Origin of the sequence: Egicoccus halophilus, from assembly GCF_004300825.1 — a bacterium.
In the GTDB taxonomy this organism is placed as follows: Bacteria; Actinomycetota; Nitriliruptoria; order Nitriliruptorales; family Nitriliruptoraceae; genus Egicoccus; species Egicoccus halophilus.
This window is the reverse complement of sequence record NZ_CP036250.1, coordinates 1,533,132-1,552,500: the sequence shown is the minus strand read 5'-3', so window position 1 is coordinate 1,552,500 and position 19,369 is coordinate 1,533,132. Positions and strand designations below refer to the sequence as shown.

Genomic DNA, 19,369 nt, shown 5'->3' with positions numbered 1-19,369 from the left:
TGTGCGGGCCTCAGCTCGACAGACGCTCGAGCAGTCCGGCGACGAAGGCCTCGGCCGCCTGCAGCTGGGCGTGCTCGATCCACTCGTCGGCGACGTGGGCCTGGTCGATCGATCCGGGCCCGCAGACGACCGTGGACAGTCCCGCGGCCTGGAAGTGGCCACCGTCGGTGCCGAACGCGACCGTACGGGACGGCCCGGTGTAGCCGGTCAGTCCGCGGCACAACGTCTCGGCCGGGCCGCCGTCCTCGTCGGCCAACGCCCGGGCCATCGCGTCGACCACGAACTCGATCCGCCCGTCACCGCTGCCGCGTCGCAGCCGGGGCAGCACCTCCTGGTCGGCGAAGCGGCGGACCTCGTCGAGGATCGCCTCCGAGTCGTCGGCGGGGACCGGCCGGTACTCCCAGGCGAGTTCGCACCGGCGCGGCACGATGTTGATGGCCTGACCACCCTCGATCGTGGCCAGGTTGACGGTGGTGTGGGGCGGATCGAAGCGTTCGTCGGCGGCAGCCGTCTCGAGCCGGATCGCGAGGTCGTCGAGGAACGTCGCGATGCGCGCCGCGGCCGCGACCGCGTTCGCGGCCCGCTGGGGTTGGCTCGAATGGGCGTCGCGGCCGTCGACGACCGTGGTGAAGGCCCGCACGCCCTTGTGGGCGGTGACCACCTCCATCGAGGTCGGCTCACCGATGACGACCGACTCGGGGCGCGGCTGAGTGGCCACGAGCCGTTCGACGAGGCTCGGCGCCCCCACCGTGCCGACCTCCTCGTCGTACGAGAACGCGAGGATCACCGGTCGCCGCAGATCGGCCGCCAGCATGCTCGGCAGCGCCGCCAGCACCACGGCGAGGAAGCCCTTCATGTCCGCGACGCCACGGCCGTACAGACGGCCGTCGTCGGCGGCATGCATCGCGAACGGGTCCCGGCTCCAGGGCTGGCCGGCGACCGGGACGCAGTCGGTGTGGCCCGACAGCACGACCCCGCCCTCGACCGCCGGGCCGATGCGGGCGATCAGGTTGGCGCAGGTGCCGTCGGGGCTCCACACGCGCTCGTGCGGAACACCGTGGTCGTCGAGCAGCGCCTCGATGAACCCGAGCAGGTGCAGGTTCGGGTGCCGGGCGGTCGTGTCCATTCCGACCAGCGCGTCCAACAACTCCAGCGTGTCCAGGGCGGTGCTCCTCGCCGCTCGCCGGGCGCCGACCGTAGCGGGCCGTCGAGGCGGACCTCCGACGCCTCAGTCGAACAGACCGTCGAGGGTCTCCTGTTCGCGTTGCTGCCAGTGCGCGACGTCGTCGTGGGCCTCGGCGATCTCGTCGTCATCGAGGTGGTGCGCACCGTCAGGCGTCACGCGACACACGTCGATCGGGCCGCCGACACTCGGCGAGGTGACGGTCAGGGCGTCGATCACCCGCACGATCCCCATCAGGCCGTAGCGGACCGGACGCTTGACCATGCGGAAGTGCGCCAGCAGGGCACCCGCCTGCTGCGCCATGGGCGCCCCACTGCCGATGGCGTGGAAGCCGATGTCCTCGTACCGGCTCACCAGGCCGGTCGGGTTGATCTCCACCATCCAGGGCTCGTCGCGGGTGTAGCCGGCGGCCAGGACGTAGGCCGACGGCGTGGCGCCGAGCGATTCGCCCGGGACGTCCTCGATGAAGTTGTCGTAGTGGTGGCGCAGGATCGGCAGGGTCCGTGCCTGCAGTGCCCGGCCGACGTCCGTGGCCTCGAGCACCGTTCCCGAGGACTCGTGCAGGTCGGCGGCGAGGTCGTTGAGCACGCCGCGGGCGCCACTGCCACCCCAGGCGGCGTGCGAGCCCAGCGCGTGCAGCTTCTGCGCCGGATAGCTCATGCCGCGGTCGTTCTCGGTGATCTGGGTGTCGGCTCCGATGACGAGCCCGTCCGTGCAACGCAGCGCGAGTACGACGGTCACGTGGCCTCTCCTCCGCTCGGGGTCCTCAGCCAAGCCGCCGGTCGGCTCGCTGCCGCCCGACGGGCGCGGCCGTCGGACCGTGACCGATACCGTGCGCCGCCGTCCGACCAACGCTGGTGGTGCCCTTGTCCACGTCCACCGTCCCTGCCGCCGACCGCCGCGCGATCGTGCGCGACGCGGTCGGCATCGGCGTGGCGACCGGGACCTTCGGGCTGTCCTACGGTGCCATCGCGGTCGCCGCCGGGCTGAGCCTGCCGCAGACCGTGGCACTGTCGCTGCTGATGTTCACCGGTGCCTCGCAGTTCGCCCTGGTCGGGGTCGTGGGCGCGGGTGGTGGTCCGCTGGCGTCCGCGGCGACCGCCGTGCTGTTGGGCACCCGCAACGCGCTGTACGGCCTGCGGTTGAGCTCGCTGTTGCACACCCGTGGTCCGCGACGGCTGCTCGCCTCGCAGCTGGTCATCGACGAGAGCGCCGCGATGGCCGTGGCGCAGCCGGACGCGGCACGCTCGCGCGTCGGCTTCTGGGCCACGGGCGTGGCCGTCTTCGTGCTGTGGAACCTCGGCACCGTGATCGGTGCGGTCGGCGCCGACCTGCTCGAGGACCCGGCCGCGTTCGGTCTGGACGTCGCCGGGCCGGCCGCGTTCGTCGCCCTGCTCGCCCCTCGCCTGCGCGACGTGCCGGCATGGGTGGTGGCGGTGGTGGCCGCGCTCACGGCCATCGCCGTGGTGCCGTTCGTGCCGGCCGGCATGCCGGTCCTGGTGGCGGCCGCCGTGGCGGCGGTCATCGCGCTGTTCGGCCGCGAGCGCCCGGTGGTCGGAACCGCTGCCGAGCCCCCCGACGAGGGCGAGTCGTGAGCGCGGCCGCCCTGTGGACGGCGGTCGTCGCCGGCTCGCTCGGCTGCTACCTCGTCAAGCTGGCTGGTCTGTCCGTGCCCGATCGTGTGCTCGAGGATCCACGGGTGCGCCGCGTCGCCGCCATGCTGCCCGTCGCCCTGCTGGCCGCCCTGGTGGCCGTGCAGACCGTCGCCGACGGCACCCGTCTGGTGCTCGACGCCCGTCTCGCCGGGGTGGGCGTCGCCGTGCTCGCCGTCGCCCTGCGCGCCCCGTTCCTCGTCGTCGTGCTCGCAGCCATGCTCAGCACGGCGCTGCTGCGCCTGTGACCGCTGTGCGCGGCCGCCGGCAGCAGGCCGGAACCGTGGCACGACGCGAACGAGCCGGGCACGGGGCCCGGCTCGTTCTCGTGGGAGAGGTGGTGCAGATGGAGCGGGTGCTGCTGACGGAGGGAGATCGTGGGGATCCGCCGGTCCCGAACCGGCCACCAGTCTCGCTGGGGCTGCTCGGGGGGCCGCTCGGGACGCACGACGAGTGTGCGCGCACGCGAGGCGCCTGCCCACCGGTCGAACCGACGGGGGCGCCGGCCGTTCGGTCCCCTGGCGGACGACCACGCGTGGGTGGAGCCACCCTTCCCCCCGACCTCGGCACCGGCGTCCGGGGCGAGCCCGGGCACGCAGGCGACGGGCCGGGCAGTCGCCTGCCCGGCCCGTCGGAGACTTCCCGCCGCACGGCGCCCGTCGGGCGCCAGCGGTCAGAGCAGCCCGAGCTTGACGCCCTGCGACACGGCACCGGCGCGGTTGCGCACGCCGAGCTTGTCGTAGAGCTCCTGCGCGTAGGCCTTGACGGTGCGCTCGGTCACGCCGAGCTGTTCACCGATCTCAGAATTGGTCATCCCCTCGGCCATGCCCTCCAGCACCTGCTGCTGGCGCGGCGAGAGGTGCGGCCCGGTCTCGACCTTCGGCATCTCGAACACCATCGTGGCGTCCTCGCGCTGCATGGCAGCGGCGGGGTCCTCGAGGGTGGCGGTCAGCGGGCCGAAGCTGATCCGGTCGCCGTGACGGACGACGGTCGGCCCGGCGATGGCCTCGTTGTTGACCTTCGTGCCCGAGCTCGAACCGAGGTCGGTGACGATGAGCACGTTGCCGTCCTTGCGGATCTCCGCGTGGACGCGCGAGACGCGTGGGTCGGGCAGCACGTAGCCGTTGTCCTCGCGGCGCCCGAGCGTGGCGACGTCCTTGTCCACCCGCAGCCGGAGTCCGGCCAGGATGGGGTCGTCGAACCGCAGTGTGGGAACCGGGACGATCTTCTGGGCCTTGGGGGCCTGGGCTTGCATGGGCTGCACGGCGACTCCTCGCGTCGTGTCACGTTCGACCGGCTTCGTTCCGTCGAACTGGGAACCGCGAAACTCCACACTTCGCGGTGTGCGCCGAGTCTGACCTACCGGCCCGGACGAATGGCAGCGACCGCCTGGCCAGTCGACGCCATCTTTCGCCGGTGGCCGTCCGACCAGTCCGGCGCCGAGCGTCGCTGCGCCGACGTCGCCGGCGGCAGGATCAGTCCTCGGCCTCCTCCCCGTTGCCGAGGCTGTCGTCGACCTCGCCGCCGCCCTCGTCGTCCGCGTCGGCGCCCACGTCGTCGGCGTCCTCGTCGTCCGCGGCCCCGTCGTCCGCCGCCTCGTCCTCGTCGAGCCCGTCCGCGTCCGCCTGGGCGTCCTGGTCCATGTCGCCGTCGGGTGCGACGACGGCACAGGCCGCACGGTCGCCCCCGTCGCCGGTGTCGCGGGTGGCCTGGTCGGGACCCGGTTCGTCCGCGTCGTCGGACTGGTAACGGTCCGGGATGTGACCCAGGTTGTCGGGGTCGGCGTGGATCATCACCGCCAGCCCGTCCGGCGGCAGGTCGGCGAACCGGAACGCGGTCGTGAGGAAGGTGACGTAGGCACCGGTGTCGTTGACGAGCAGTGGCGGGAAGTCGCCCGGGTGCTCACCGTGGTCGGTGTCCGCAGGGGCCCAGTGCCCGCCGGCACCCTGGAAGGGCCCCTCGGGGTCGTCCGGATCGCAGGTCGGGTTCTCGTGCAGGTGGAAACCGCGCCAACCGGACTCGTCGAGCCCGTCGACCTGTGCCTCGACGAGCACGCCGTCGCTGGTCTCGGACATCGACACCGTGCCGACGGTCTGACCGTCCACGTCGACGAACTCACCGCTGACCCGCTGGTCGTCGGTCGTGGTCGCCGGGCCCGTGTCCTCACCGGGCGAGAGTTCCTCGCCCTCGACGTCGCCGACGTCCGCGGTGCCCTCGACCCCGTCGGTCTGGTCCGCCGTCGGGGACTCACCGTCCTCGCACGCCGCCAGGACCAGCGCCGGTGCCAGCAGCAGTCCGGCGACCGTACGTCGTGTGGAGCGCATGACTACCCCCGTCGTCGGGCACCCCACGCGGGCGCCGTGGGGCACCCTGGCAGGCCGGCGTCGCCCGTGCGCCGGCCGACCCGGCCGTCGGGCCAAGGTCCTGCGGTCGGTGGAGCTTGGCCGCCGGGCGCCGACCGGGCAGGCTGTGGTCCGGGACGAGGAGGAACCACCGTGGGACGCTGCCTGATCGTGGCCAACCAGACCCTGGGCGGGGCGAAGCTCGACGCGGCCGTGCGGGAACGGATCGACGCCGGGGTCCGGGACTTCCACGTCGTCGTCCCGTTGACCGAACTCGGCTACGAGGTGGCGGTGTGGTCCCCGCCGGACCCGTTCTTCGCGTTGCCGGCGGTGCCGATGGAGGACGTCAACGACGCCCGTGCCGAGGCGCGACGTCGGTGCGAACTGCGCTTGCAGCGCATGCTCGAGCGGTTGCGGGACGCCGGTGGCCGCGCCGAGGGCGAACTCGGCGATCCCGACGGCGCCGAAGCGGTCCGTCAGGCCCTGCAACACGTGCGGGTCGACGAGGTCCTGGTCTCGACCCTGCCGCCCGGCCTGTCGCGCTGGCTGCGCCTGGACCTGCCCAGTCGCATCGCCCGTGTCGTCGACGTCCCCGTCACCACCGTGGAGGCCGAGGAATGACCGGCCGGGCGACTCATGCCGTCGGCGGTGGTGCCGGCCGTGCCATCACGTCCGCGATCGGCCGCAGCGAGAACCACGGCACGTCCGTCGGCCGCTCCTCGCGTTCGCGCAGCAGCGCCGGCACCTCCTGGAGCGGGGTGAACGCCACCTTCCCGGCCACGAGCCCGCCGACGGCGCTCGCCAGGCCACGGTCGACCGCGGCCTCGACGAGGTAGTCGACGCCACGGACCGCCAGCCGCGTGGCCTGGATGCGATCGAAGGGCGACGGGTTGCCACCGGTCTGGACGTGGCCGAGGATCGCCTGACGGACGTCGAAGAGGTTGCCGCCCTCCTTCTCGAACAGTGCCCACAAAAACGGCGTGGTGTAGACCTCGTCCGCTTCCTCGGCCCGGATCACCAGCCCCAGGCTCTGCCCGTTGCGGAAGCTCTCGGTCAGCCCGCGAACGTGGTCCTGCAGCGCGTCGAGGGTGATGCCCTCCTCGGGGGTGTAGATGCGCTCGGCACCGGTGGCCATGCCGCTGGTCAGCGCCAGATAGCCCGACGACTTGCCCATCACCTCCACCACGAAGCAGCGCCGGGAGGCGACGGCCGACTGCTTGATCTTGTCGACGTCACTGACGATCGAGTTGAGCGCCGTGTCGACGCCGATGGACAACTCGGTGCCCGGGACGTCGTTGTTGATGGTCGCCGGCAGGCACACGATCGGCAGGTCGAGGGCCGGGTGCTCGTCGCGGGCGGTGAGCAGCGCGTGCGCCGCCTCGTAGCCGGACAGGCCCCCGATCATCAGCAGCCCGTCGATGCGCTGCTCCTCGACCGTGCGGGCGATCGCCGCCAGTTCGTCGGCCCCGAGCACCAGGCGGCTGGTCCCGAGCTCCGCTCCTCCCCGCGAGACCCAGCCACTGACGCTCATCCAGTCGAGTTGCGCCACGTCCCCGTCGCGCAGCCCCTTGAAGCCCCGCTGCACGCCCAGCATGGTGTGCCCGCGGTCGAGCCCCACCCGCACGGCGGCACGGGCAGCGGTGTTCATCCCCGGCGCCGGGCCGCCGGCATGCAGCACCGCGAGTCGCAACGAGGGCTCGCTGTCGATGGGCGGGCTCGGTTGCGCACGCACGAGGGTCCGCAGGGTCTCGAACGACTCGGCGAAGCTGCCGCCGCGCAGCAGCATGGCCTCGTCGTACTCCTGCCGCTGGAGGTGGTCGGCGACCGCGTGCGTGCGCTCCACCGCCTCCATCAGCGGCGACGAGGTGATCCGGTTGCGCCGGATGCCGATGAGCTTCGGTTCCTCGTCCGGCCCGAGCCGCAGCAGCTCCTGCACCGCGTGGTAGCCGCACTGCGTCGACAGGTTGCGGTCGAACGCGGAGGTCGCCCCGCCGCGCTGGACGTGCCCGAGGATCGTGACCCGGGTGTCCTCCCCCAGGCCTTCCTCGAGGATCTTCTGCACCCGGTCGGCGGTGATCGGCTCACCGTGGAGGTCGCGGGCGCCCTCGGCGACGACCACGAGGTTGGACCGGCGGCCGATGCGGCGGCCGGCGCGCACCATCGACTGCAGCGAGGCCTCCCAGTCGTCGATCTGCGGCGGGTTCTCCGGGATGAACGCCCAGTTCGCGCCGGTCGCGAGCGCCGACATCAGGGCGAGGTAGCCACAGTTGCGCCCCATCACCTCGACGACGAACGAGCGCTGGTGGCTCGCCGCGGTCGCGTGGATCGCGTCGATCGCCTCGGTGATGCGGTGCAGGGCCGTGTCGGCACCGATGGTCATGTCGGTGCCGAACATGTCGTTGTCGATCGAGCCGACCATGCCGGTCAGCCGCAGGTGCGGGTGCGCGGCGGCGACGTCCGCGTCGAGCTCACCAGCTTCCACGAGCTCCTCGAGCAGCTCGGGCCACTCGGAACGGAACAGGTTGGCGCCGGTGAGGCTGCCGTCGCCGCCGATGACCACCAGCGCGTCGATCCCGTGCGCCAGCAGGTTGGCGGCGGCCTGCCGCCGGCCGTCGCGGGTGCGGAAGCGGTCCGAGCGCGCGGTGCCGATCACGGTGCCGCCGCGGTGCAGGATCCCGCCGACGTCGTGCGATCCCATCGGCCGGATGGCGTCCCCGCCCTCGACCATCCCGCGGAAGCCCTCGTAGATCGCGTAGACGTCCACGCCTTCGGCCAGCGCGGTGCGCACCACGGCGCGCACGGCGGCGTTCATGCCGGGCGCGTCGCCTCCGCTGGTGAGGACGCCGATGCTGTCGGGTCGGTTCATGTCGCGTCGTGCTCCGGGCGCAGGGGGAACGTCCACGTGGTCTCCGTCGGTCTGGCGTGCTGATTAGCCGCCACACGCGAGCGGGGCAAGGTGGCCGTCCTGGCCACCTCGCCCCGGAGCCTGCGTGGAGCTCGCGCCCGCGCCGGCGTCAGCGCCCCTTCTTCGGGCCACCGGCGTGCGGTGGTGGCCCGGGCTGCCCCGCGTGGGGCGGGCGGCCCGGCTGGCCGGCGTGCGGCGGCGGGCAGCCCTTGCCCTGGCCGTTGCCCGGACGGTCCGGACACGGCTCGGGGTCGGTCCCCGGGTCCTGGTCACCGACGACGAACACCGCCGTGGTCCGCGCCGGCACCGAGAAGGTGCGCGTGGCCGCGTCGTAGGCGGACGAGCGCACGACCGGATCGGTCGACGCCGCCTGCACCGGGTGCAGGCGCCAGTCGCCGTCCGCCACCTCGGCGTCGTCGAGCACGTACGGGTCGGCCGAGGCGTTGAAGACCACGACCAGGTCGGCGTAGGCGTCCTCGCCGCCCGTCAGCGACATCGCGATGACGCCGAGGGTGGCGTCGTCACCGGTGTCGTGGAAGCGCAACTGTTCCTGCACCTGCTCGGCGGTGCGCAGGCGGAACAGCGCCGAGGAGTCCCGTATCGCGAGCAGCTCCCGGAAGTGCTCGGCGTTGCGGTCGATGTCGGCGGGCGCCGGTGCCGGCAGCCCACGCAGCAGCGGCCGCATCACGTCCCAGTTGTCGCGGTTCTTCTCGGCGGGCGGCAGCCCGACCCCCCAGTTGTTGGTCTGCCGGCTGAAGTCGAGCCGGTTGAACCAGTCCCCGGAGTCGTAGCTGTCGCGGTCCAGCGACTTGCTGCGCAGCAGGTCGCTGCCGGCGTGGAAGAACGGCGTGCCCTGGGCGAGCGCCACGACCGACAGGCCGAGGTTCTGCGCCCGCACCCGCTCCGCCATCGGCGCGTCGGTCGGCAGCTTGTACTGGATGGCGTCGAACAGCGTCTCGTTGTCGTGCTTGGAGACGTAGACGACGTTGTCGGTCGGCACCTCGGCGTAGCCGGCGGGCGAGCCGCCGTAGTCGAGCTCCCGCCCGGCCTTCACCGTGCCGTCGGCCGCCTCGAACCGGTAGTCGGCCAGGTTGCCGGCCAGCCCGATGCGCACCAGGTCGGCGAGCTGCCGGGCCCGGGTCGCCTGCTGGGCGGCCGTGCCCTGGTCGGTCGCGTTGGGGTCGACGGCCAGGCCGGTGACGAACCCCTGTTCGCGCAGCCCGCCGAACGGGCTGCCGCCCCGGGCCCCGTCACGCAACCGGTCGTTGAAGGTGCCGATGCCGGTCCCGGCGAGGTTGTGCTGCGTGGCCTGTACGAAGCGGGCGTCGTTCTCGACCTCGCCGAAGTTCCAACCCTCGCCGTAGAGCACGATCTTCGCCCCGTCGACGCCGTGCTCGGCGATCGTCAGCCCGTCCAGCGCCTCCCGCAGACGCAGCATCTGCGCCTTCGGGTGGTGACCCATCAGATCGAAGCGGAACCCGTCGACCTGATACTCGGTGGCCCAGGTGAGCACCGAGTCGATCATCAGCTTCTCCATCATGGCGTGCTCGGTCGCCGTGTTGGGGCAGCACGTGGAGGTCTCGATGACGCCGGTGTCGGACAGGCGGTGGTAGTAGCCGGGCACGATCTTGTCGAGGACGCCGCGGGAGTCCTGCCCCGCCGCGTGCGTGTGGTTGTAGACCACGTCGTTGACGACGCGCAGCCCGGTGCGGTTGATCGCCGCGACCATCTCGCGGTACTCGCGGATCCGCCGGGGACCGTCGGGGTCGGTGCTGTAGCTCCCCTCGGGCGTGGTGTAGTGGAACGGGTCGTAACCCCAGTTGAACCCGTCCCGGTCCCGCACCGCGGCGACCGCGGCCTGCGGTCCCTCCGAGGCCGGGTCGCCGTCGAAGGCGATGTCCGGCTCGACGCGGTCGGCCGGGTCCTCGGGGATGGTGGCGAGGTCGAAGGTCGGCAGCAGGTGCAGGTGGGACAGCCCGGCCCCGGCCAGGGCGGCGAGGTGGCGCATCCCGTCGGTGTCGGGGGAGGTGAAGGCCCGGTAGGTGCCCCGGTGCGGTGCCGGGACGGTGCGGTCGGAGATCGAGAAGTCACGGACGTGCAGTTCGTAGACGCTCAGCTCGTGCTGACCGGCGAACGCGGGCTTGGTCAGCGCGTCCCAGCCGCGCGGTCGGAGGTCGGCGTCCGAGAGCCGGACGAACTGTGAGCGCGTCGAGTCCATCGCCAGCGACACCGAGTACGGGTCGGTGACGAGGTTGGTCTCGACCCGGCCGGTCTCGGGCACGTAGACCTCGACCTCGTAGAGGTAGTACCTGCGGTTCCAGGTCGGCGAGCCGGCCACCGACCACACGCCGCCGTCGCGGGTCGCCTCGACGACCTGTCGCGGCTCGGTCGCGGTCGAGGTGTCGAACACGTGCACGGCGACGCGCTTGGCGGTCGGTGCCCACAGGTGGAGGCTCGGCCGCCGGTCCTGCCAGGTCAGCCCGAGGTCGGCGTCGGTGGCGTAGCGCTCGTCGAGCACCCCCGGCAGCTGCAGCGAGGTGGCCGCGAACAGCGTGCCGTCCGCGGTGGTCGCCGACACGGCGAGCTGCCCGGTGAGCCACGCGTCGAGGTCGACCTCCTCGGGGACCGACAGCGCGGCGCGTCCGGCGAGGTGGCGGAACCCGTCGCGCTGTGTGACCGCGTCCGGCAGCCCACCGTCGAGGACCTCGAGCTCCACCGCGTCGCCGCCGCTCACCCCGCCGTCGACGACGGCCAGGCCGCCCTCGGCCGCGTGGTGCAGCCGGTAGGTCGCCCCGGCCGGGGTGTCGAAGGGCCAGGCGATCAGGCCACTCGTGACGAAGGAGGCCCGGGCCTGCCGCAGGTCGGTGCTGCCGCCGGCCGGTCCGTTCCTCACCACGGGCAACAGGTACTCCTCGACACCCGACAGGATCCACACCTCGTGGCCGTAGCGTTGCAGGTCCAGGGTCTGGTCCTGCGGAAGGTCCTTGGTGTCGCCCCGGTGCAGGAGGTAGTTGAGCGATTCGGCGCCGGCGTCGAGCGGCACCTCGAACACCGGGCCGAAGCCGTCCGCGCCGGCCGGACGACGTGGCGTGGTCCACCCGGGGTCGGGCGCACCGTTCCAGGTGTGCAGGCCCCAGAAGTCGGTGTAGTCGTCGCTGGTCGCGTCGCCGTAGTCCCCGTCGGGCCGGTGGTAGTGCAGCACGGCGAGGTTCAGCGCCGCGGCGCGTGACGCGTGCACGGTCGGGTCGCCGGCACGCAGCCAGGCGCTCGGCGTGTCCGCCGGCGTCAGGAACAGGTCGGGCTCGAGCTCCTTGTCGGCGCCGCGACGGAGGATGAAGCCCAGTTGGGCGTCGACGTCGTCGACGGGGACCTCCCACCAGACGCCGTAGCCGTCGCGTCCGTCGGGTGGGCGTGGCGCGTCCCAGTCGGTGCCCGCACCGTCGGCGAGCGCGTCGCCCCACAGGTGCAGCCCGAGACCGCTGCCCGCGTCCCCGTCGGCGAGTTCGTAGCGGATGGTGACGTGGCCCTGCGCCGCCGCCTGGGAGGTGTACAGCGTCGGATCGCCCTGCTTCACCCACACCTCGGGGGTGCGGCGCGGGTCGAAGACGAGGTCGGCGTCCGGGTCCTTGGTGTCGGTGCCGATGCGTCCGACGACCAGACCGACCTCCTCGGCACCCGGCGCGAGCTCGAGCCAGGTGAAGCGGCCGTACTCGGTCTCACCCGTGAAGGGCTTGTGGTCGGGCCACTCGCGCTGCTCGGACGGGTCGAGGTCACCCCAGGGGTGCACGCCCCACTGGTCCTCGTCACCTGCGGCGCGCTGGTAGTGCACGACCGCGTGGTCGCGCTCCACGCCCGGCGGCGGCTCGACCGGGTCGTCGCCGGCGAGCACCTCGAAGCGCAGGTCGGCGTCCCCACCGTCGGTCGGCGGCGTGAAGTGCACACGCAGCCGCTGCCCCTCGGTCAGCTCGGCCCGCAGGTTGTCGCCGCCGCGGATGCCGCCCTCGCCGTAGTTGACGTCCCAGCCGCCGTCGAGGGCGACCTTGAACTCGTAGCTGCCGGCCGGCAGCCCCGTCGAGGTCCAGGTGTAGGTGCCGTCGCCGTCGAGGTCCTGCAGCCAGGTGCGGAAGCAGTCCGGCTGCCAGTCACCGGGGCAGCCGACCTCGCTCTGGACGTCGCCCGGGACGGTCGCGAACACGTGCTGGACCGAGTTCGCGACCCAGCCGGTGCGGTGGCTGAAGCGGAACGTGACCGTGGTCGGCTCGGCCAGCGTCAGGCTCAGGTTCGGGCCGTCGAGCACCCCGCCGGCGCCGTGGTTGCGCTCCCACGAGCCGTCGAGCGCGACCTTGTACTGCCAGGTGCCGGCCGGCAGGTCGAAGCTGCCACGCCACACGTCGCCGGTCGTGTCATAGGTCAGTGCCGTGGCCTCGCAGTCGGGCTGCCAGTCGCCGGTACAGCCGAGCTCGGACTGGAACTCGCCGGGCAGCACGACCAGGTCCGGCACGTCGGCCGGCGGGGTGTCGTCGGGACCGGGGGCCGGCGGCAGCGCACCGGTGACCTCGAACACCTCGGCGTCGCGCGTGTCGAGCGCGAGCTCGAGGCCGCCGTCGCTGCTGGTGGCCGTGCCGCCCTCGAGCAGCCCGGCGAGTGCCACGCCGGCGGGCACCTCGGCGCCGTACAGCTCGGCGAGGTCGACCGCGCGCGCGCCACCGCGGTTGATCACGGTCAGCAGGCGCTGGGCGTCGGAGACGCGTTCGAACAGGTAGAGGTCCCCGGCGGCGTGGACGGTGCGGTACTCGCCGTCGGCCAACGCGGGCTCGGTGTCGCGAAGGGCGTTGAGATCCTGCACCAGCGCCGCGACGTCCTCGTCGGGGCGCTGCAGCACGAAGCCGTCGCTGTCGGCATGGGGCCAGGTCGCGTCGTCCCACGGCATCGGCTCGCGGTACCAGCGGTCCACCCAGCCGCCCTCGGCGGCCTCGGTGTTGGCGGTCTGGCCCATGCCGAGCTCGGTGCCCTGGTAGACGATCACCGAGCCGGGCAGGGTGAACTGGGTCGTGATCGCGAGCTGCAGACGCTCGCGTGCCGCCGCGTCGTTGCCGGCGCGGAACACGAACCGCTGGACGTCGTGGTTGTCGAGGAAGCTCGGCGTCACGAAGCTGTCGTCGTAGGCGGCCAGGTCGGCGCGCACGGCGCCGTCGAGGCCGGCGAGCGAGGCGTTGCCCGCCAACGTCGACGTGAACGCGTCGTGCAGTGGGAAGTTCACCGCACCGTGCAGGGTGTCCTGGTAGCTCGCGATCGCGTCGCGCGGCGACCAGATCTCCCCGAACAGGTACTTGTCGCCCTCCATGTCGGCGACCCGGTCGCGCAGCGCGGCGAGGAAGCGCTGGTTGTCGTCGGTGCCCTCGGAGTCGACCGAACCGGGTCCCTTCGCGTGGTCGATGCGGAACCCGTCGAAGCCGAGGTCCTCGAGCCAGAACGGCACCACCTCGTCGAGCAGGTGGCGCGAGGCCGGCGTGTCGGGGGTCAGCAGGTCGAGTTCGGGCAGCTCGTCGATGCCGAAGAACTTCTGGTAGTCGGAGCAGTCCTCGTTGAACCGGTACCAGTCGACGTAGGGGCTGTCCTGGCAGCGCGTGCGTGCGTCGACGAAGAACGGGTGCTCGTCGCTGGTGTGGTTGGGCACGAAGTCGTAGACGATGCGCAGGCCGCGGTCGTGCACCTCGTCGACCAGGGCACGGACCGCCTCGACGTCGCCGAAGTTCGGGTCGACCGCGAGGAAGTCGGTCGGGTGGTAGCCGTGGAAGTACTTGTTGTCGTAGATCGGCCCGAGCCAGATGGTGTCGAACCCGAGTTCCTCGATGTGGTCGAGGCCCGCGCGGACCCCGTCGACGTCACCGCCCATCCAGTCCTTGAGCGCCTCGCTGAAGTCGAGCGAGGGGTCGACGTCGGGGTTGCCCGGGTCGCCGTCGCGGAAACGGTCGACGAACACCTGGTAGATCGAGGCCGTTCGGGCCCAGTCGGGGGCGGGTTGGGCCTCGGCCGATCCCGCACCGGGCGAATCGAGCCGCGCCGCCGAGTCGGGCGACACGGGTTGCGCCCCCGCGACGGCCGGTAGGGCGGTGAGCAACAGGGCGCAGGCCAGCAGGCCCGCCGACAGACGTCGCACGGCAGTTCTCCCTCTCTCCCGGTCCACGGACCGTCCCGGGCCCGTGCCCGCCACTCAAGCTTGCAGTGATGTTGCATGACAAGTAGAGAATTGCTGCAAGATTTTCCACCTCGGGCCCACCGCGGTCCGCTCGGGCCAGGAACTGGCGCGGAGACCGGCCTGGCTGACGGTTGCCGTCACTTCTCCGCGCGACCGCCGGGGCGTCCCCCGACGCGCAGCGGCCGTGTCACCATCGACGCGGAGCGCGACAGGCGCGCGACGGACGACGGCATCGCGCACGCCGGCGGGACGCGCGCGCCGGCGGGACCACTCAGTCGAGCCGGCCCATCAGGGCGACGCCCTCGAGGTCGTCGTGGAGCAGGTGCTGGAGGAAGACCCGCTCGACGCCGGCGTCGTCGAGCTCGGCCAGGCGTTGCCCCGCCTGGTCGAGCGTGCCGAGCACCCACACGTCGCGGCGGGCGTCGAGCCAGTCGTCGAGCGGCTGCTCGCTGCCGCCCAGCGCGTGCAGCCGGCCGGCCCGGTCCCGGAAGTCGGCCTCGTCCTCCCCCAGGACGCAGCCGGTCATCAACGAGAAGCGCAGCGGCTCACGTCCGGCCTCGTCACAGGCACGCAGGATGTTGCCGCGTCGTTCGCGGACCTCCTCGAGCGTCGCGTAGACGGTGTTGTACTCGTCGGCCCACCGGGCGGCGAGTGCCGCCGCACGTGGACCGGCCTTGCCCCCGAGGATGATCGGCAACCGCGACTGCACCGGCTTCGGACGTGCTTCGCAGCCCTCGAGCCGGTAGTGCTCGCCGGCGAAGTCGAACCGTTCCTCCTCGAACTGCCGGCGGACGATCTCGAGCTGCTCGGCGAAGACGTCGTAGCGGGTGCCGAGGTCGTGGAACGGGAACCCGTAGGTGCGGTGCTCGAGGTCGTGCCAGCCGGCACCGAAGCCCAGTTCGACGCGGCCGCCCGACACGTGGTCCGCCGTCACCACGCCCTTGGCCAACACCGACGGGTGGCGGAACGACGCCGGCGAGACCATGGTCCCGAGCCGGATGCCGGTCGTGACCGCACCGAGCGCCGTGATCGTCCCCCAGGCGTCCAACGAGCTGCGTTCGGTGATGCTCTCCACCGATTGGTAGTGGTCCGAGCGGAACAGGCCCTCGAGTCCAGCCTCCTCCACGGCGTGGGCGAGCGCCACCCACTGCTCCCAGCTCACGCTCTCCTGGCCTTCGATCATGAGGTTCCGTCGCACCGTGCCGCTCCTCGCGCCGCTCGACCACCATCGGGTCCGTACCCGCCGCACGGGCTGTACGGCCTCCGGCCACATCCAAGCCGCCGGGCGCTCCGGTCGCGAACGGGCGCGACACGGCTAGGGTCGAGGTGGCCCGGCCGAGGGACGCGCGCACGGCCCGCCGTGCCGCGTCGCGACGCACCTTCGGCCACGGCAGGCTGACGCGGGGCACGGGTGCCGCTGCGACGGGCGCGGGTCACCGAGGGCCCCGGACGGGTGCCAGGGACGCGAGGAACAGGAGCACGGGTGGAGTACCGGCGGTTGGGCGACTCCGGACTGGTGGTGTCCGCGGTCGGGCTCGGTGGCAACAACTTCGGACGCCGCCTGGATCTCCCGGGTTCCCGGGCGGTGGTCGAGGCCGCGCTCGACGCGGGCATCACCCTGATCGACACCGCCGACGTGTACGGCGACTCGGAGGAGTATCTCGGCAAGATCCTGACCGGGCGCCGCGACGAGGTGGTCCTCGCGACCAAGTTCGGCATGGCGGTCGACCACAACGGTCCGTCCTGGCAGGCCCGGGGCTCGCGCGCCTATGTCCGCCGCGCCGTCGAGTCGTCGCTGCGTCGGCTGCGTACCGACCACATCGATCTCTACCAGTTGCATGCCCCCGATCCGGCGACGCCGATCGAGGAGACCCTCGGCGCGATGACCGAGCTGGTCCACGAGGGCAAGGTCCGCTACCTCGGTTCGTCGAACCTCGCCGGCTGGCAGATCGTCGATGCCGACTGGACCGCCACGTCGTCGGGACTCGAGCGCTTCGTCAGTGCGCAGAACCACTACAGCCTGCTCGAGCGCGACGTCGAGGCCGAGGTCGTCCCGGCCTGCGAACACCTCGGCATCGGCCTGCTGCCCTACTTCCCGCTCGCCAGCGGGCTGCTCACCGGCAAGTACCGCCGCGGCGAGCCGGCCCCCGAGGGCACCCGGCTGCACGGTTCGCAGCGAGCGCAGCGATGGCTGAACGACGAGCGCTTCGACGTGGTGGAGGCGCTGCAGGACTTCGCCGACGCCCGCGGCATCGGGTTGCTGGACGTCGCCGTCGGTGGGCTCGCCGCCCAGCCCGCCGTCGGGTCGGTCATCGCCGGGGCCACCGCTGCCGACCAGGTCGTCGCGAACGTCGCCGCCGCTGCCTGGACACCGACCGAGGAGGACCTCGAGGAGCTCGACCGCCTGGCACCGACCCCCCGCTCGGCGTGAGCGGGCGTCGGGCGCGGCCTGCGACGACCCCGGTCGCGACGGCCGCAGCCGCGGACGACCGACGTCCGCGCCGGTGACCGGACGCTGACCGACGGGGACGCCGAGCGAGGAGGACGAGCACTGGATCAGCGCGCGCGCCGGTTCCTCGCGGCATGCACGGTCGTCGCGAGCGTCGCCGTGTGTCTCGCCCTGGTCGTGGCCTGGCGGGATCCGCGCCCCCTCGCGGACTGGTACGTCCTCGGCGTGGTCGTGGTCGGGGTCGTGGTGACGGCGTTCCCCCTCGTGCTCGGCCTCGGCCGGCACCGTGCCGCCTACGTGCTCGACGGCACGGTGTTCGTCCTGGCCGTCCTGCTGCTCCCCCCACCACAGGCGTTTTTGGCCATGACGCTGCCGACGGCCGGCTACGAGCTCGCGGCCCGACGCCGTGGACTGCGCCGACGGCTGTACTTCGCGTCCGGCACCGCGGTGTCGAACGCCGTCACGGTGGCGCTCTTCGCCGCGTTCGATCGATTCGTCGGCACGGACTGGCTCCGGGTGCCGCTCGCCCTGGTGCTCGCGTTCGCCAGCCTCGGGCTCTACCACGCCGGGATGCTGGTGCTGCTGCGGCTGCGGGGCCAGCGCCCCCCCGCGCACCACGGTCTGTTGCCGTTCCTGTTCCCCGCCTTCGGCGTCTATGCCGTGTCGGCCCTGGTGGGGGCCGCGATCGCCGAGGTCGGCACGATCGGTCCGCTCGCCTTCGGCCTCGCCGTCGCCACGGCGAGCGCGTTCCACCTGTTGTACTGGCAGTACCGCAACATGGTGGCCGCCCGCACCCGGACGGACCTGCTCTTCCAGCTGGCGGCGGAGCTGCCGACACTGGTGACACCGGCCGCGATCGAGCGGCGGGTCCGGGTCCTGGCCGCCGAACTGCTCAGTGTCGAGGACGTCGAGTTGCATCAGCAGGCGCCGCCCACCTCGGTGGTGTCCGCGGCGCTGACGGTCCGCGGACGTGCCCGGTGGCTGGTGCCGACGTCGACGATCAGCAACCTGCGACGGGAGCTCGACGCCGACCGCCGGGCGTTGCAGACGGTCGCCCGCGTGGCCGAGAACGCGCTCGAACGGCTCGAGTTCGAGTCCGAGCTGCGCGCCGAGTCCCGACGCGACCCGCTCACCGGCGTGCTCAACCGCACCGCGTTCGACGACCAGCTGCAGGCGGCGATCGCCCGCGCCCGCCGCGACGGCCGCGGCTTCGCCATCGCCTACGGCGACCTCGACGGCTTCAAACCCATCAACGACGCCCACGGCCACCAGGTCGGTGACGAGGTGCTGCGGGTGGTCGCCCGACGGCTATCGGAGGAGACCCGCGAGGGTGATGCCGTCGCCCGCATCGGCGGAGACGAGTTCGTCCTGCTGCTGCACGCGGCCGAACGGGAGTCCGACGTCCTGGCCGCCATCGACCATGCCGGCGCCGCCGTCGAGCAGCCGATCGAGGTCGGCGCGCTGACCCTGCAGGTCGGCATCAGCCTCGGGTGGGCACGCTGGCCCTCCGACGGCGACGCGTCGCACGAGCTGATCCGCGCGGCCGACGCCAGGATGTACGAGGTCAAGCGCCGACGCTGACCTCGCGTGGCCCGTCGCCCCGTTCCGCGGTCGCCTCCCGCCTCCGGGGCGGTTCACCGCCTCACGGTCGCCTCTCCGCCGCCTGGTCCCGACCGGGACGTCGGGTCGAGGGTCCCGGTCAGGTCGGGACCTGCGGCGGGCAGGCACGGGTCGTGTGCCTGGAGCGGCACACCCGGGGGTGGTCGACACTTGCTGTCAACGGCACCCCACCAGAAACGGTGCCACGGCCACCGAAAGAGCCCACGATGAGCACCCAGGTCACCGAACCCCGTACCGGCACCGCCCCACAGGTCGAGCTGAAGCTGCGTCCGAACCTGCTGTTCACCATCGTCGCGATCGGCGCGATCGTGGTCGGCGCGTTCTCCGCGCTGGGCGGCATCGGCGGGGCGATCTACACCTACCAGACCGCCGCGGTGGAGAACATCGTCACCCCCGACGACGCGGTCATCCCCGGCATCGACGTGCGTGGCCCGATCTCGATGTGGGTCCAGTCCGACATCATCACCTCCCACCAGCTCGCGGGCACCGACGGGCTGCGCTACGCCGAGATGGAACGGGTCGTCCCCCAGATCGACGAGGCCACCGGTGAGGTCGTGCTCGACGAGGCCGGCGAGCCGGTCATGGTGCCAAACGAGGCCCGGATGTCCTGGATCACCGCGACCAGCCTGACCAGCGTGCTGGCCCTGGGAATCCTGTCCTACGCCTTCTCGGCCTTCGCGTTCGTGGTCGGGCTGACCCTGGTCGGGCTCGGGCTGGTCGTGCTCAAGCTGCGCCGCGACGCGGTCGCCTTCGCCTGACACCGCACCACCCGACGTCTCCGCACACGACGGATCGGCAAGCTCCCCAGATCGGCAAGCTCCCCAGATCGGCAAGCTCCGCAGGGGTGGGGTCGCACGAGGGCCGGTGGCATCCGCCACCGGCCCTCCTGCCTGCACCACCGACACGACCCGCCACCCCCGACGCGACGCAGGTCGAACGGGCAGTTCCCGGATGCGGGACTCCCGGTGAGGGTGCCGGTAGGCTGTCGACACGTGGTGGTGCGGTGGCACGCCACCGCA

The 19,369-nt window shown here is 72.5% G+C and carries 13 protein-coding genes; 6 read left to right on the top strand and 7 right to left on the bottom strand.

The features are described from left to right. Positions 1-10 precede the first annotated feature (10 nt). On the bottom strand, positions 11-1,162 hold the full coding sequence (gene argE / locus ELR47_RS06915) for an acetylornithine deacetylase (protein ID WP_130649223.1): 1,152 nt from the start codon (positions 1,160-1,162) through the stop codon (positions 11-13). A 66-nt stretch (positions 1,163-1,228) separates the two neighbouring features. Then, a complete protein-coding gene (locus ELR47_RS06910; RefSeq protein WP_130649222.1) occupies positions 1,229-1,924 on the bottom strand; it encodes a proteasome protein in 696 nt (231 codons plus the stop codon). 119 nt (positions 1,925-2,043) lie between these two features. On the opposite strand from ELR47_RS06910, the gene ELR47_RS18855 reads away from it, so the two are divergent. Both ELR47_RS18855 and ELR47_RS18850 read left to right on the top strand, forming a co-directional pair. Continuing rightward, on the top strand, positions 2,044-2,778 hold the full coding sequence (locus ELR47_RS18855) for an AzlC family ABC transporter permease (RefSeq protein ID WP_130651258.1): 735 nt from the start codon (positions 2,044-2,046) through the stop codon (positions 2,776-2,778). Further along, positions 2,775-3,083: an AzlD domain-containing protein gene (locus ELR47_RS18850; RefSeq protein ID WP_165403901.1), complete on the top strand. Its 309-nt coding sequence runs from the start codon at positions 2,775-2,777 to the stop codon at positions 3,081-3,083. Before ELR47_RS18855 ends, ELR47_RS18850 begins: the two co-directional genes overlap by 4 nt. Before the next feature lie 425 nt (positions 3,084-3,508). On the opposite strand, the gene ELR47_RS06895 is transcribed toward ELR47_RS18850, so the two are convergent. Continuing rightward, a complete protein-coding gene (locus ELR47_RS06895; protein ID WP_229730699.1) occupies positions 3,509-4,090 on the bottom strand; it encodes an FHA domain-containing protein in 582 nt (193 codons plus the stop codon). Positions 4,091-4,310: 220 nt separating this feature from the next. Further along, positions 4,311-5,159, bottom strand: coding sequence for a superoxide dismutase family protein (locus tag ELR47_RS06890; protein ID WP_130649220.1), 849 nt, complete (start codon positions 5,157-5,159; stop codon positions 4,311-4,313). Positions 5,160-5,330: 171 nt separating this feature from the next. Here ELR47_RS06890 and ELR47_RS06885 point away from each other — a divergent pair, with 171 nt between their 5' ends. After that, complete coding sequence (locus tag ELR47_RS06885; protein ID WP_130649219.1) at positions 5,331-5,798, top strand: hypothetical protein; 468 nt, start codon at positions 5,331-5,333, stop codon at positions 5,796-5,798. A gap of 13 nt (positions 5,799-5,811) precedes the next feature. Here the strand turns inward: ELR47_RS06885 and ELR47_RS06880 are convergent, their stop codons facing one another. The 3 genes from ELR47_RS06880 to ELR47_RS06870 all read right to left on the bottom strand — a co-directional run bounded on the left by ELR47_RS06880 (position 5,812) and on the right by ELR47_RS06870 (position 15,479). Further along, on the bottom strand, positions 5,812-8,043 hold the full coding sequence (locus ELR47_RS06880; protein WP_130649218.1) for a 6-phosphofructokinase: 2,232 nt from the start codon (positions 8,041-8,043) through the stop codon (positions 5,812-5,814). A 148-nt stretch (positions 8,044-8,191) separates the two neighbouring features. After that, on the bottom strand, positions 8,192-14,242 hold the full coding sequence (gene pulA / locus ELR47_RS06875) for a pullulanase-type alpha-1,6-glucosidase (RefSeq protein ID WP_130649217.1): 6,051 nt from the start codon (positions 14,240-14,242) through the stop codon (positions 8,192-8,194). A 310-nt stretch (positions 14,243-14,552) separates the two neighbouring features. After that, the gene (locus ELR47_RS06870; protein WP_165403900.1) at positions 14,553-15,479 is read right to left on the bottom strand and encodes an LLM class flavin-dependent oxidoreductase; all 927 of its coding nucleotides are present in this window, start codon (positions 15,477-15,479) and stop codon (positions 14,553-14,555) included. Between the two features lie 285 nt (positions 15,480-15,764). On the opposite strand from ELR47_RS06870, the gene ELR47_RS06865 reads away from it, so the two are divergent. From ELR47_RS06865 to ELR47_RS06855, 3 genes are all read left to right on the top strand, one after another. Continuing rightward, positions 15,765-16,712: an aldo/keto reductase gene (locus ELR47_RS06865; protein ID WP_130649215.1), complete on the top strand. Its 948-nt coding sequence runs from the start codon at positions 15,765-15,767 to the stop codon at positions 16,710-16,712. A gap of 177 nt (positions 16,713-16,889) precedes the next feature. After that, the gene (locus ELR47_RS06860; protein WP_130649214.1) at positions 16,890-18,311 is read left to right on the top strand and encodes a GGDEF domain-containing protein; all 1,422 of its coding nucleotides are present in this window, start codon (positions 16,890-16,892) and stop codon (positions 18,309-18,311) included. A 245-nt stretch (positions 18,312-18,556) separates the two neighbouring features. After that, on the top strand, positions 18,557-19,108 hold the full coding sequence (locus ELR47_RS06855; RefSeq protein WP_130649213.1) for a hypothetical protein: 552 nt from the start codon (positions 18,557-18,559) through the stop codon (positions 19,106-19,108). Positions 19,109-19,369 lie beyond the last annotated feature (261 nt).